14 protein-coding genes and 1 pseudogene are annotated in these 13,579 nt (G+C 32.5%); 12 read left to right on the top strand and 3 right to left on the bottom strand.

Going from position 1 to position 13,579, the window contains the following annotated elements; all coding sequences use genetic code 11:
• Positions 1-156 precede the first annotated feature (156 nt).
• On the top strand, positions 157-699 hold the full coding sequence (locus COJ46_RS03535; protein WP_097977786.1) for a GNAT family N-acetyltransferase: 543 nt from the start codon (positions 157-159) through the stop codon (positions 697-699).
• A 69-nt stretch (positions 700-768) separates the two neighbouring features.
• Positions 769-1,434 carry an HAD family hydrolase gene (locus COJ46_RS03530; protein ID WP_097977784.1) on the top strand — a complete coding sequence of 222 codons (666 nt, stop codon included), beginning with the start codon at positions 769-771 and terminating at the stop codon, positions 1,432-1,434.
• 41 nt (positions 1,435-1,475) lie between these two features.
• On the opposite strand, the gene COJ46_RS03525 is transcribed toward COJ46_RS03530, so the two are convergent.
• A complete protein-coding gene (locus tag COJ46_RS03525) occupies positions 1,476-2,990 on the bottom strand; it encodes an MDR family MFS transporter (protein WP_097977782.1) in 1,515 nt (504 codons plus the stop codon).
• Positions 2,991-3,496: 506 nt separating this feature from the next.
• On the opposite strand from COJ46_RS03525, the gene COJ46_RS24345 reads away from it, so the two are divergent.
• Both COJ46_RS24345 and COJ46_RS03520 read left to right on the top strand, forming a co-directional pair.
• Entirely contained in the window at positions 3,497-3,673 is a 177-nt protein-coding gene (locus COJ46_RS24345) for a hypothetical protein (protein ID WP_176522602.1), read from the top strand.
• Positions 3,674-3,842: 169 nt separating this feature from the next.
• Positions 3,843-4,043: a cold-shock protein gene (locus tag COJ46_RS03520; RefSeq protein WP_069032402.1), complete on the top strand. Its 201-nt coding sequence runs from the start codon at positions 3,843-3,845 to the stop codon at positions 4,041-4,043.
• A gap of 167 nt (positions 4,044-4,210) precedes the next feature.
• On the opposite strand, the gene COJ46_RS03515 is transcribed toward COJ46_RS03520, so the two are convergent.
• Positions 4,211-4,378 carry a DUF3934 domain-containing protein gene (locus COJ46_RS03515; protein WP_097977780.1) on the bottom strand — a complete coding sequence of 56 codons (168 nt, stop codon included), beginning with the start codon at positions 4,376-4,378 and terminating at the stop codon, positions 4,211-4,213.
• Between the two features lie 907 nt (positions 4,379-5,285).
• Here COJ46_RS03515 and COJ46_RS03505 point away from each other — a divergent pair.
• Positions 5,286-5,678: pseudogene (locus tag COJ46_RS03505) on the top strand (HIT family protein).
• A gap of 53 nt (positions 5,679-5,731) precedes the next feature.
• Here COJ46_RS03505 and COJ46_RS03500 read toward each other — a convergent pair.
• Positions 5,732-6,655 carry a DMT family transporter gene (locus tag COJ46_RS03500; protein WP_097977777.1) on the bottom strand — a complete coding sequence of 308 codons (924 nt, stop codon included), beginning with the start codon at positions 6,653-6,655 and terminating at the stop codon, positions 5,732-5,734.
• Positions 6,656-6,885: 230 nt separating this feature from the next.
• Between COJ46_RS03500 and COJ46_RS03495 the strand changes: the two genes are divergently transcribed.
• The 7 genes from COJ46_RS03495 (at position 6,886) to COJ46_RS03465 (ending at position 13,543) form a co-directional block, all read left to right on the top strand.
• Positions 6,886-7,371 carry an Lrp/AsnC family transcriptional regulator gene (locus COJ46_RS03495; protein ID WP_097977775.1) on the top strand — a complete coding sequence of 162 codons (486 nt, stop codon included), beginning with the start codon at positions 6,886-6,888 and terminating at the stop codon, positions 7,369-7,371.
• Between the two features lie 179 nt (positions 7,372-7,550).
• Entirely contained in the window at positions 7,551-7,787 is a 237-nt protein-coding gene (locus COJ46_RS03490; RefSeq protein WP_141437812.1) for a MerR family transcriptional regulator, read from the top strand.
• A gap of 327 nt (positions 7,788-8,114) precedes the next feature.
• Entirely contained in the window at positions 8,115-9,380 is a 1,266-nt protein-coding gene (locus COJ46_RS03485) for a S1C family serine protease (protein ID WP_176522601.1), read from the top strand.
• Positions 9,381-9,894: 514 nt separating this feature from the next.
• Positions 9,895-10,668, top strand: coding sequence for an SDR family oxidoreductase (locus tag COJ46_RS03480; RefSeq protein ID WP_097977770.1), 774 nt, complete (start codon positions 9,895-9,897; stop codon positions 10,666-10,668).
• Between the two features lie 36 nt (positions 10,669-10,704).
• On the top strand, positions 10,705-11,454 hold the full coding sequence (locus COJ46_RS03475; RefSeq protein WP_097977768.1) for a 2-phosphosulfolactate phosphatase: 750 nt from the start codon (positions 10,705-10,707) through the stop codon (positions 11,452-11,454).
• 62 nt (positions 11,455-11,516) lie between these two features.
• Complete coding sequence (locus COJ46_RS03470; RefSeq protein ID WP_097977766.1) at positions 11,517-12,755, top strand: acyl-CoA dehydrogenase family protein; 1,239 nt, start codon at positions 11,517-11,519, stop codon at positions 12,753-12,755.
• A gap of 35 nt (positions 12,756-12,790) precedes the next feature.
• Positions 12,791-13,543, top strand: coding sequence for an SDR family NAD(P)-dependent oxidoreductase (locus tag COJ46_RS03465; protein ID WP_097977765.1), 753 nt, complete (start codon positions 12,791-12,793; stop codon positions 13,541-13,543).
• Positions 13,544-13,579: the final 36 nt, after the last annotated feature.

Here is a 13,579-nt window from a genome sequence, read left to right as displayed (position 1 = left end):
CAGAATGATTTTCATGAGGAAATAGGTATAAATGAATAAGAAATAAATCAAATAAAAATTAAGAAAATTAAATCATGATTTATGGTAAAATAAGGTACTTCAAGTAAACAAACTGAGTTTAAGAGATTATTCGACCTATAAGAAAGGGGTAACATGATGGATTTTCCAATATTAGAAACAGAAAGATTATCTTTAGTGCAAATTACACAAAAAAATGTTGATGCGATTTTTTCCATCTTTTCAAATGAAGAGGTAATTAAATATTATGGTATGGACCCCTTTACTGAAAAAGATCAAGCAGTTAAAATGATAGATTCCTTTCAAACTAGATTTAAAAATCAACAAGGAATGCGGTGGGGAATAGTTGAAAAAGAATCAAAAAAATTAATCGGGACAATTGGTTTAAATAATTTAGTCCTACACGCTAGTAGAACTGAAATTGGATATGATTTATTACCTGAATATTGGAGAAAAGGATTTATGTCCGAGGCGATTAAGGAAATCTCATCTTATTGCTTTAATAAACTAGGAATCTATCGAATTGGAGCTAATATTTTTCCAGATAATACAGCCTCATCTACTTTAGTTGAGAAGTTAGGGTTTCAAAAAGAAGGATTACTGAGAGGCTATTTAGTTCAAGGGAATCAGTCTCAAGATTTAAACGTATTTTCTCTCATTAAACCTGATTGGCAAAAATAAAAAAACAATATTAAACTGAAATAACCATAACATAGTAAAATTATCTAATTAAGGAAAAGGAGAAATGGAATGATTAAAGCTGTAATATTTGATTTTGATGGTCTAATTGTCGATACTGAGTCTGTATGGTTTGAAGCATATAAGGAAGTACTACAACGGTATGAAGTGGAATTAACTCTTCAAAAGTTTTCAGAAGTTATCGGAACAAGTGATGAAATTTTATTCAATTTTATTAATTCAAATTTAAAAGAGCCAATTGAAAAAGAGCTGATCGAACAAATGGCTAAAGGGCTAGTTGATGAGAAGCTACTCGAGCCGGCACTAAGAGAAAACGTAGAGGACTATTTAATCTCAGCAAAAAATGCTGGATTACAAATAGCTTTGGCTTCTAGCTCCTCAAGAGAGTGGGTAGAAAGCTTCTTAAAAAAATTAAATATTTATGAATACTTTTCAGTAATTAAGACGAAAGATGATGTAAAGAAAGTTAAACCAGATCCGGAGCTATATTTAAAAGCAATTGAGGAAATTGGAGTTCAAGCATCAGAGGCTGTCGCATTTGAAGATTCGTTGAATGGACTAATTGCTGCAACGAAAGCAGGGTTACACTGTGTAATTGTTCCGAATCAAGTTACCTCACATTTAAAGTTTGAGAACCATAGTTTAAGATTATCATCGATGGCAGAAAAATCTTTAGAAGATGTAATTAAGCATTTAACAAACAAATTAATAGATTAAAAAAAGAAAACCATTCCCCGAAAAATGGAATGGTTTTTTTGTTAAATAGAATTCACTTCTTTTACTTCACTTGCTTCATCTTTCTTTATTAAAATTTCCTTTTTCAGACCCCAACAAATTAGAAATGTTAAAATGGCAAGCACGAAAGATACCCAATATAAATCCTGGAATGCATGACTAAAGACTGTTTTTACTTTTTCAAGTAGGTTTTGATCAAGATTAGAGGGAATCATACCATTTTGTACATTTTTTAATTGTAGCAATTGATCCACAGTAAGACTACCAGCTAGTGATTTCATCCCTGATGTAATTTTAGAGGCTAATAGAGAACCAAATAAACTAAAGCCAATCGTCATACCAATGGATTGAAATAACATAACGGCAGATTGTGCAATCCCTACATTTTCCTTTTCAACTGATTCTTGAACAATTAATGCATTGTTAAACAGAGCACCGAATCCAAGTCCAAGAATAATGAAATAAATAACGAAAGTAATAATTGAAGTGTGAGCCGTAATACCTGTAAGTAAATAGAAACCGATCATTGGTATAATAAATGAAACACCGTAAATATTTCGATATGAGAATTTATTCATTACTCGACCAGCAACTACACTTGCACCCATCGCACCAACCATAATTGGTAAATTTAAATAACCAGATTCAGTAGGAGTTAAACCGAGTACATTTTGCGAGAAGAATGGAAAGGATGAAAGTGACCCCATGATCGCAAGAACAAATACAAATACAAGAGCCGAAATGACAACAAAGTTTCTATTTTTAAATAAGTGCAATGGGATAATTGGTTCTTTTGCTTTTGACTCTACAAATATAAATAATCCAAGTAAAATAGTTCCTAAAAAAAGTAAACCGATCATTTTAGGATCACTCCATGCATATCCTTCTGTTTGATGAAGTACAGGAGTAAGTAGATAACTGATTAACGTGGTAACTAGTAAAATCCCACCAAACCAGTCGATATTGATTTTTTTGTCTACTTTCGATTCGTTTAATCCTAAAGCTAATAAAATTGCAGCTAAAACTCCTACTGGAATATTTACTAAGAAGATCCAGTGCCATGATATATGCTGTACAAAATATCCTCCAATGAGCGGTCCAAGTAGTTGAGGTATAAACATGACAGCTCCGAAAATACCTTGTAGCTTTGCACGTTGTTCAACTGGGAAACTGTCTCCGAAAATGACCATCGCAAGTGGCATTAACCCACCAGCACCAATACCTTGAATTCCACGACCAATTAAAAGGACTTCCATAGAATGAGCCGTACCACTAATAATAGAGCCAGCCATAAATAAAGCCATACTAAATAAATATATTTTTTTTCGACCATACAAATCCGCAAGTTTACCGAGTATTGCCATAAAGGAGGTCATCGAAAGCATGTAAACTCCACCAACCCAGCCGTAAAGCGCTAACCCTCCTAAATCCCTAATAATTGTTGGCATAGCTGTTGAAACGACTGTCTCATCAAGCTCTGAGAAGATGACTCCAATCATTAGTCCTATTAAAATAAGAGTCTTGTTATTTTCTTTCATCCTTTTCCTCCTTATGCACTTTCAATATTATTCAATTGATTCATTGAATACTTAAAAAAAGAAGAACTTGTAATAGTTTAAAACTAATAGGAATGAAGCTTTTCTAGAAAAATCCAAGCATAATGATTTTATCTTTTATTTACGTGTCAACGTTTTAAATCTTTTATTCTTTATACCTAAATTTAAAGAGGAAATTCAAATTTCAAGTAAAAATGTCAATTATCATTTACTTCTACATTTATTTATTCTTTACTTCGTTTAAAAATCCTTTAGGTAGTAACTCTCATCTTTGTGGTTGTTTGAAATATATATAAATAATAGTGAAGGCTGAGTTTTATTTCGTTATGCTGGAAAAAAATTGAAATATCTCTAACACACTTTTGTTACAGCAGTGGGCAAGTTGTTTGGATGCACAAGACTGGTTTCCACCACTTGAAAAAGTGTTTAAGGATGTCACTTTTGAACAAGCAATTTTAATGTACTTATGTTGAAAAGGAGTATGCCAAATGGATAATTTTAGTTTACTCAATACGTTACTACAATTGATCATTCTAATTGTAGTAGTATATATCGTGATTATTTTTATTAAAAAAGTAAGATTATTTGCAGCAAATAATTTGTTTATTTCAAATAAAAAAATAGAAGAATTAGAGAAAAGAATAAGTAATTTAGAGAAGAAATAAGGATACTCTCTTAATCAATATAGCAAGAGTTAGTTATACAATAATCAACTTTAAATCAGCCAAATTACTCAGTTATTTTATTTTTTTCATGGAAATTTGATAATTCATAACTAAATTGTTAAAATTAGGCTATTACATTGTGTGTAAGCCACACTGGGAGGTTACAAAAATGGAACATGGTAAAGTAAAATGGTTTAATGCAGAAAAAGGATTTGGATTTATTGAGCGTGAAAATGGTGATGATGTATTCGTACATTTCTCAGCAATTCAAACTGATGGATTTAAATCATTAGATGAAGGTCAAGCCGTTACGTTCGAAGTAGAACAAGGTCAACGCGGACCACAAGCAACTAATGTTAAAAAGGCTTAATTGAAAAAAAGAGTCGGAATCTATAAAGTAGAATCCGACTCTTTTTATGTCTTTTAAATTTAAAAACCCTTATTCCATAAAGAATAAGGGGAATATCTTAGTAAAGAAAATGGTTTAAAGTATTATAGACCATATAAAATGAAGTTACTAATAATTATCGAATATAATTAGCCATTTGAATTATTATTAGTTGTTTTGGAATTGGCCTTATTTTTAGTTCCTTTGCTAACATAGGGCTTCGCATTCTTTGCTTTTTTTGCACTAGCTTGCCACCTATTCCAACCCTTCTTATCTGTACCTCTACCTGTACCGCCTTTAGCTTTAGCTTTACTCATATAAACACCTCATACCTATTATACACTAATTACTTTACAGTTTTTTAGTAATTTCCAATTAACTTATTAAAAAAGAATTGAGCTATAAATATATTCAAAAAAGAGCACATTTATATATAATTTTATTGTTATTGAACTAAAGCATATGTCTGTTCCATAAAATGATCTGCATTAGCGATCCATGATAGAGGTGAATAAGGTCTCTTTAAATCTTATAATTTTTTAGTTTGATAGTTTTTAAGTAGCATGCTTTAGTGGAATAAGAAATTCAAAAAAATAAATATAAATATTCCAAAATATGGTAAAGTAGTTTATGAACACTAACTGCTTAATTGCAATTTTTTATAAAAGTATTTCCGAGTAAAGTACTTTAAAATTAAAATTAATAGAAAGATATATGATATTATTCATTTAAAATAGTAAATAAGGAATTGATGATCGTGCATTATAAATTAGTTTTAAGAATTATTAAATATTCAATATTTTGGACTATCCTTTTTTTAATAACTGCAATGTATTTACCAGATTCATTAAATATAAGTGAACAAGTTTCTAAATGGATATTAGAATTAGTATCCATAATAGTATTTATTCTTAATTATGAAAAGTGGAAGCAATTGTTAATTTCGCTACCTATTGGGATGGTATTAGTAATACTATTGATAATATTATTCGATTCGTAAGTTGCCTCAATCTTAATTGTTATTGATACTAATTCAGCATTAATCGAATTTATTTTCAAAGTTATACCAAGTATGCAACTAATGCTAGCAATAGTTGAAGAACACGAGCTGCTTATATGCGGCTTTTTTTATTGAATAAAATGGAAGTTTAGTTGAATAAGGAGTATAAAGTAAGTGGATATTTTTGGTAAAATATTTATTAATAATTACCAAAGGAGATACTTATGATTTTAAACTCAGAATGTTTAGGTTGCAGACTATCTAACCAACTTGAATCAGTAAATATTGTATTTGAAAATTAGTATGTTTGTTGCATTTTGGATATCGAACCTTTTAATGAGGGACATACTTTAATTCTTCCGAAAAAGCATTATATAGATACCGAAGAGTTAGATGTTGAAACAGTAAATGCTATTATGATAGCATCTATGACCATTTCAAAGGCACTAAAAAAATTATTTCAACCTGATGGTATTACTATTTGCCAAAACGGTGGAAAATTCAACGACTTGACGCATTATCATATGCACGTCATACCGAGGTTTGAAGGAGAACCATTTTACTATGAGGAACAAAAGGATAATATCAAAATCCTGTATCTAAGATTNNAATCTTAGATACAGGATTTTTTAATAGTTGTTAAATCAACTAACCTACAGCTAATCACACTTTATGCTGGAGATTTCATTGCTTTCTTTACAATCCGTTTGCTTTTAGACATTCTATTTGTTTTAAAGTAAGTAAACAAGAAACTACCTAGTATAACGATTATGCTCCCAAGTCCTTGAATCCATGTCATTTTTTCATTTAATAAGAAAAACGCTAAAATGGCTGTGAAAATTGGATTGAAGTTTAGGAAAATACCTGCTGAAGTTGCGCCAATTTTTTGGACACCAATATTCCAAAAGAGCATACATAAAACTGTTGAAATAATCCCAGTATATAATATTGAAAAAATAAATGAGCCATTCATTTTTACAAGCGTAAAATCTGTCAGATTAAAAGGGAGGATTACAACGAGTCCCAATATCCCTGAGTATAGTGTAGACATAATAGGTGATATATGCCTTGTTGCCCATCTACTACAAACCGAATAGATCCCCCATATGCATACGGCAATGACCATCCATAAATCTCCTAAATTTAATTTCATTGAGAATAGTAGATTCATATCTCCTTTTGAAAGCACAAGAATAACGCCAAAGAACGATATAATCATCGAAAATATTTGTAAAAAGTTCAGTCTTTCTTTTAAAAATAAAGATGAAAATAAAGCAATGGAAATTGTATTTAAGGTCGAAATTAACCCAACATTCGTTGCAGATGTCTTTTCTAATGCCATAAATTGAAAAAGATTAAAAAGAACAACACCTGTTACTCCCATCATGATTAATGGAAGAATAGCTTTACGTGGTGGTAAAATCTTTTTTTCTTTCCACCATACTATTGGTAATAATACGATAATTGCTATTCCCCATCTTAGAGTCGTCAAGGTCATTGGAGAAGCATGACCAACAAGGGATTTTCCAACGACAAAATTTCCTCCCCATAAAAAACTTGTTAATAATAACAACAGTATATATAAGATTGGCATATGTAAACCCCCTAGTTCACTGTTCTTAAGGTTTAAAAAAGACTTTACACAGTGATTTCTTACTATTTTTTAAATAGTTTAACATAATTGTGTATTTTACCGTATAATATTTTGTATAATGGTATAAATACGAAATAATCTTAATTAAATATATCGTTTTAAAGAATAAAATTCGTTTTATTTGTTGGATTCAGACTGTTTTCCGAATAATTGAAAGGGAGTAGATATTAGTGGAATATCAAGGAAATAAAGTGTTAGATGAAGTAGATGTTAAAATTTTAGATAAGCTACAAAAGGAAAGCCAAATAAGCAATACAGAACTAGCGCGACATGTGAATTTGTCACCACCTGCTACACATGCGAGAGTCAAACGATTGGAAAATGAAGGATACATCGATCGGCAAGTTGCAATCTTAAATCAAGAAAAGCTAGGATTTGACTTACTTTGTTTTATTTTTATCAATACAAATATCCATCAAGCCGATAAATTAGAAGTATTAGAGAAACAATTAAAATCCATGCCTCAAGTTTTAGAGTGTCACTTATTAACAGGCGAGTATGACTATCTATTAAAAGTTGCGAACAGAGAACGAAAAGAATTAGAGAGCTTTATTCGGAAGTTAAATCAACTCGGAATTACAAGAATTCAAACAAGTTTAGCTTTAAGAGAAATCAAGAATTCTACTGTTTTGCCTTTATGTGAAAAAGAAGAATAATATTTTTAAAACTTAGACCTTTGGTTTACAATACGGAATCATTTAATAAAAAAGGTTAATGTGTGCCTAAGTTGAATAAAATGAACTGAGGTGAACAAATTAAAAATTATATTATAGCTATATCAATCTTTCTTTTAGGAGTATGTATCGTAATTGGAAGTTGGATGATTTCAAATGGAATGGGAAAAAAAACTACAACGAGTCGTCCTGTAGAGCATCAACTATTAAAAGAGACGGAATTAGTTAATTATTTAGGTTTAAGTAAAGAAGAAATTCAAAAACTAACAGAGTTAGATGATGGAGACGGTAGTTATTCTAGTGATCTTCCTCATATAAAAATAGGATCTGAGTTTTACGATCCTAAATCAGCAATCGATAAATGGTTAATAAATGTGGATTTAATAACAATTCCTTAATTTTTTTAACAATAACATTTGAATAAACGTATTTTTACAAAAGAAGAAGTTATGATTGATTAGCGAAGAAATTTTCAATAATTAAATCTTTTTTATATTTAATGACCATACAATAGTAAAATAGAATAAGCTGCATAAATGCGGCTTTTTCTATTGCATTAAAGTAAAGATACTAATTTAGTTTATTTTTAGCATGAATCCAATGGAAATAAATAATTTATTTTATACTGCAAATATGAGTAAGGGTGTTTTGTCATTTTTTTGCTTTAGTGTATGTACTCCTAATGGGAGATGATCGTAAGCAAAACAAATGAAAGGGTGTTTGGAATGAAAAAAAAGGCATTCGTGACCATTCCATTTTGTATTGTATTGGCGATCTTAATCGCTACATCGTTTGTGCTCACTTCAACGAAACCATCTGCCCCTTACATACTCAAACCTCAACAATTAGCTGAAACGACAAAGCCAGCGGTTGTTCGAATTGTTGATTATGCGATTGTGAAATGGACGATTACATTAGATGATAAACGAGTAACGAGTGTGTTGAAGAAATGGGATTATAAAACTGAACTGGACGGTTTTGGATCAGGCGCTATCATTAATTCGGACGGCTATATTGTGACAAACGCTCATGTTCTCGTTTATTCTCATCAATTGTCCGATCATGATATAGTTTCTGAGGCATTTTCAATTCTTGTGGATGATGTTGCAACGGAAAATAATTGGACGCACAAATACACAGATGCTTACTTGAAACAGTATACTAGTTACGAAATCTTCCAAAAAGGCGTCGACGTGTACTTACCGACTGTAGATGAACCTATTAGCGCAGTCGTCAAAAAGTATCAACAACCTACCGATCATGGAAAAGATGTGGCCCTTTTAAAAATCGATGGCTCCAACTATCCAACGATCCCCCTTGGAAACAGTGATTCCATTCAAGATCAAGACAATATTTGGGTAATTGGCTACCCAGCTGCGGCAGATTCAGAATTGCTATCCATGCATAGTTATGTTATCCCAACGATGAATAAAGGGCAAATCTCAGCGATCTCAAAAACTACATTAGCAGGTAGCCCGGTCCTTCAAATCAACGCAGCATCTACTCATGGGAATAGTGGAGGACCGATCATCAACAACAAAGGACAATTGATTGGCTTACTCACCTTCCGAGGAGATACAGTGAATGATCAAGAAGTACAAGGATTTCATTTTGCTGTACCTGTAAACACATTGAAAAAAGTTGTCTATAAATCGGAAGTACATGACACTAAAAGCCAAACTGATAAATTGTTCAAAGAAGGGTTAACTTTCTACTGGGCAGGCTATTACAAAGATGCACTGTCAAAATTTGAAGCAGTCCAACAAATCTATCCGAACCATCCAGAAGTAAAACGATATATTCATGAATCGAAACAAAAAATGAGTTCAAGCAAAACACTTTGGGCAAATCATAAAACGAGTTTTTTCATTCAAGATATTGTCGCATGTCTACTAATCCTCATTCTTCTTCTTTACACGTTCACGTATAACAGCAATCCAAAATCAAATACCACAACCAATCCACCATCAACCGATAATGAATCCGGTTAAACTTTAGTATGATTCTGCCCTTAACCAGCAAAGTAAACATCATAAATAATGAAAAATTTATTAGAAATAGTGCTTCATAATGAACAAAACGGCTCCATTTTGCTGATCGTAGGTTGCAATTGGAACTAATAAGTGGGATAAAAAATCCTACCCAAGCCAATTGTAGAGCTACAAACAAAAGGAGCCGTATAAATGAAGGATGGTCAATAATTAATTAGTTTAAACATTTCAAAAGTTTTTTTGTTGTTAGATTTACCTAGAAATAGTAGTTTTAAAAAATGTCATTTCAAAATATGTATCTTAAATATAAATTCTAGTAAATATGAATATGGATAAAAAGTAACATAAAAAATTTAAACAACATTTAATATTGAATATTCAGAATTTTTCTTGTATTATTTAATTAACAAACATACCGACTGGTTAGTATCTAACGTTTGTTTAAAATGAAGCGAAAGTTTAGAGCAAAAATAGGGGCTTTATGAAATAAATACTAATTTTAGGAGGATTTGAAATGCACGTAAAAGAGTTATTTGATTTAACTGGTAAAGTAGCAATTGTAACTGGTGGTGGGCGAGGTCTAGGTGAACAAATCGCGAAAGGATTTGCTGAAGCAGGTGCGAATGTAGTACTTTGCTCTCGAAATGTAGAAGCATGCCAGGAAATTAGTGAAGAACTGAAAAGTTTAGGTGTAGAATCTTTCGCATTGAAGTGTGATGTAACAAACAAAGAGGATGTGCAAAGAGTAGTTGACGAAACGAAAGAAAAATTTGGCCGAATTGATATTTTAGTAAACAATAGTGGTGCTTCTTGGGGGGCACCAGCTGAAGAGATGCCATTAGAGGCATGGAATAAAGTAATGAATGTTAATGTAACCGGGACGTTTTTAATGTCTCAAGCAGTAGGGAAAATCATGTTAGCACAAAAATCCGGAAAAATTATTAATATTGCTTCGATTGCTGGCTTAGTGGGAACGAATCCAAACGTAATGAATGCTGTTGGTTATAGTGCAAGTAAAGGTGCAGTGATCAGTTTTACAAAAGATTTAGCTGCGAAATGGGGTCCAAGTGGCATTTATGTAAATGCAATAGCTCCTGGATTTTTCCCGACAAAAATGTCTAAAGATGTTATTTCCCACGGAACAGATGAAATATTAGAATCAATACCACTTAAGAAATTTGGAAATGAAGACGAGTTAAAAGGTGCGGTTTTATTTTTAGCAGCGCCAGCTTCGAATTATGTGACTGGATCTATTCTAGTTGTTGATGGTGGAACATCGATCGTTTAATGTTTGAAACATCATAATCAAAAAGGAGTTTTGTAAATGGGCAAACTTCATCTTTTGATGAAAAAAGAAGAAATTGATGATCAAAAACTAAACGATGAAAAGATAGTAGTCGTTTTTGATGTATTGCTTGCTACTTCAACCATTACAGCGGCATTAGCCTTTGGTGCTAAAGAGGTCATACCTGTTATGAATGGACAAGAGGCAGTACTTTTCACAAATAAAAATTTGGACAAAGAATATCTATTAATAGGGGAATATGAAGGGAATACAATTGAAGGTTTTCTATCTCCTAATCCATTAACATTAAAGAAAATTGTTGCTGATCAGTCAATCGTTTTATCAACAACGAATGGAACAGTGGCGTTAAAAAATTCCCAAAATGCAAAGAGAGTGTACGCAGCATCGATTTTGAATGCAAATGCAGTTGCAAATCACTTAAGACAATCCTACAAAGATGAGTCTGTTATTTTAGTATGTTCGGGGTCGTCAGGACAATTTAATATGGAAGACTTTTATGGGGCAGGTTATTTTATTGATTGCTTAGTAAATGAATCATGTCCTTTCGATTTATCCGATGCAGCTAAGTCTGCCCATTATTTTTACTTAGGTTTGAAAGAAAAATGTAATGAGATTTTAGCGGAATCGAATGTTGGTAAAATGTTATTTCGCTATGGATTTGAAGAGGAATTAAAATTTGTTTCTAGTAAAAGTATTTTTAATGTTGTACCGATATTTGCAGATGGTAAAAGCGTTATTAATGTCAACTTTTCAAAGGAAACTATTTAAATATTGTTCTATTAAACGCTGTAATATGTTAGGCAAACACTAGTTGTGAAAGGGATGATTGAATGGATTTTTTATATTCGCAAAAAAGTAAGGAGCTTCAATTAAAATTAACAAAATTTATGGAAACTTATGTTTATCCAAATGAGCGAATATATGAGCAACAGTTAAATGCTCAAGAAACTCGGTGGAGTGATGTACCCCCGATTATGGAAGAATTAAAACAAAAAGCAAAACAAGCAGAATTATGGAATTTATTTTTACCTGAAAGTGACCTAGGAGCGGGATTAACGAATTTAGAATACGCTCCATTATGCGAAATTATGGGGCGATCAATGATTGGACCGGAAGTATTTAATTGTAGTGCACCAGATACAGGAAATATGGAAGTTTTAGAAAGATATGGTACGAAAGAGCAAAAGGAAAAATGGTTAGTACCACTTTTAAACGGTGAAATTCGCTCTTGCTTTTCAATGACCGAGCCTGAGGTCGCTTCTTCTGATGCCACAAATATTGAAGCGAGTATCAAAAAAGAAGGTGATTATTATATTATCAATGGTCGAAAATGGTGGTCATCAGGAGCGGGGGATCCTAGATGTAAAATTGCAATATTTATGGGCAAAACGAACCCGGATGCACCTAAGTATGAACAGCAATCTATGATTCTAGTCCCGTTAAATACACCAGGTGTAAAAATCGAAAGGGTATTACCAGTATTCGGTTATGATCATGCACCACATGGACATGCAGAAATTACGTTTACAAATGTAAAAGTTCCTGAAAGCAATATTTTATGGGGAGAAGGGAAAGGATTTGCGATTGCACAAGGTAGACTTGGTCCAGGTCGCATCCACCATTGTATGAGATTAATTGGTGCTGCCGAACGGGCACTCGAAGAAATGTGTAAGCGTGTTCAAAATCGAGCAGCATTTGGTAAGCCAATTGCAAATCAAGGCGTTATTCAAGAGTGGATTGCTAATTCAAGAATCGAAATTGAGCAAGCTAGATTACTAACCTTAAAGGCCGCATATATGATGGACACTGTTGGTAATAAAGAGGCGAAAGCAGAAATTGCAATGATAAAAGTCGTCGCACCTTCAATGGCTTTACGAGTAATTGACCGCGCTATTCAAGCCTTTGGAGCTGCAGGTGTGTCTGATGATTATACGTTAGCTGCTCAATGGGCAAATGCGAGAACGTTAAGATTAGCTGATGGTCCAGATGAAGTACATCGAGCGCAGTTAGCAAGATTAGAATTAAAAAAACATGCTACTGAAAAAAACTTCTCTACAATAAAAAGTTAATTCAAAATAAATTACAAGATTAAGAGAGGATCAATATGAGATTAAAAGATAAAGTCGCAGTTATTACAGGCGGAGGTAGTGGAATCGGGCGTGCTACTGCTATCCGCTTCGCAAAAGAGGGAGCAAAAATTGTTATAGCAGACATAAATGAAGTTACTGGCGAAGAAACGCTAGGTGAAATAAAAGAACAAAATCAAGAAGCTATTTTCGTTAAAACGAATGTAGCCGAAAGCAAAAGCATTCAAAATTTGATGAAGAGAGCCGTTGAACATTTTGGTAGAATTGATATTTTGTTTAACAATGCTGGAATAGGAAACTCCGAAGTAAGAAGTGTAGACTTAGCAGAAGAGGAATGGGACCAAGTAATCGATATTAATCTAAAAAGTGTATTTTTAGGCATTAAATATGCAATTCCTGAGTTGAAAAAATCAGGCAATGGTGTGATTATCAATACAGCTAGTTTACTAGGCTTAAAAGGAAGGAAATATGTAAGTGCTTACAATGCTTCTAAAGGAGGAGTGGTTTTATTAACGCAAAATGCAGCATTAGAATACGGAAAATATAATATTCGAGTAAATGCCATTGCTCCAGGAATAATTGATACAAATATTATAAAGGAATGGAAAAATGATGAAAGAAAGTGGCCGATTTTATCCCGTGCAAATGCTCTTGGTAGAATAGGGACTCCAGATGAAATCGCATCAGCTGCACTATTTTTAGCATCTGATGAAGCCTCATTCGTAACTGGAGCAACGTTATCAGTTGATGGTGGAGGATTAATATTCTAATCTATTAGGTTTGAAAAGTTGTTTAAAACAATATTC

Source organism: Bacillus sp. AFS077874 (assembly GCF_002566505.1).
GTDB lineage: Bacteria > Bacillota > Bacilli > Bacillales > Bacillaceae_G > Gottfriedia.
This window is presented reverse-complemented; position numbering and strand designations above follow the sequence as displayed.

Coding starts and splice junctions, on each gene's coding strand:
- COJ46_RS03515 (WP_097977780.1), bottom strand. CDS start 4,378: ATGAGTAAAGCTAAAGCTAAAGGCGGTACAGGTAGAGGTACAGATAAG.
- COJ46_RS03530 (WP_097977784.1), top strand. CDS start 769: ATGATTAAAGCTGTAATATTTGATTTTGATGGTCTAATTGTCGATACT.
- COJ46_RS03475 (WP_097977768.1), top strand. CDS start 10,705: ATGGGCAAACTTCATCTTTTGATGAAAAAAGAAGAAATTGATGATCAA.
- COJ46_RS03500 (WP_097977777.1), bottom strand. CDS start 6,655: ATGCCAATCTTATATATACTGTTGTTATTATTAACAAGTTTTTTATGG.
- COJ46_RS03525 (WP_097977782.1), bottom strand. CDS start 2,990: ATGAAAGAAAATAACAAGACTCTTATTTTAATAGGACTAATGATTGGA.
- COJ46_RS03485 (WP_176522601.1), top strand. CDS start 8,115: ATGAAAAAAAAGGCATTCGTGACCATTCCATTTTGTATTGTATTGGCG.
- COJ46_RS03520 (WP_069032402.1), top strand. CDS start 3,843: ATGGAACATGGTAAAGTAAAATGGTTTAATGCAGAAAAAGGATTTGGA.
- COJ46_RS03470 (WP_097977766.1), top strand. CDS start 11,517: ATGGATTTTTTATATTCGCAAAAAAGTAAGGAGCTTCAATTAAAATTA.
- COJ46_RS24345 (WP_176522602.1), top strand. CDS start 3,497: ATGGATAATTTTAGTTTACTCAATACGTTACTACAATTGATCATTCTA.
- COJ46_RS03480 (WP_097977770.1), top strand. CDS start 9,895: ATGCACGTAAAAGAGTTATTTGATTTAACTGGTAAAGTAGCAATTGTA.
- COJ46_RS03490 (WP_141437812.1), top strand. CDS start 7,551: ATGGGAAAAAAAACTACAACGAGTCGTCCTGTAGAGCATCAACTATTA.
- COJ46_RS03535 (WP_097977786.1), top strand. CDS start 157: ATGGATTTTCCAATATTAGAAACAGAAAGATTATCTTTAGTGCAAATT.
- COJ46_RS03465 (WP_097977765.1), top strand. CDS start 12,791: ATGAGATTAAAAGATAAAGTCGCAGTTATTACAGGCGGAGGTAGTGGA.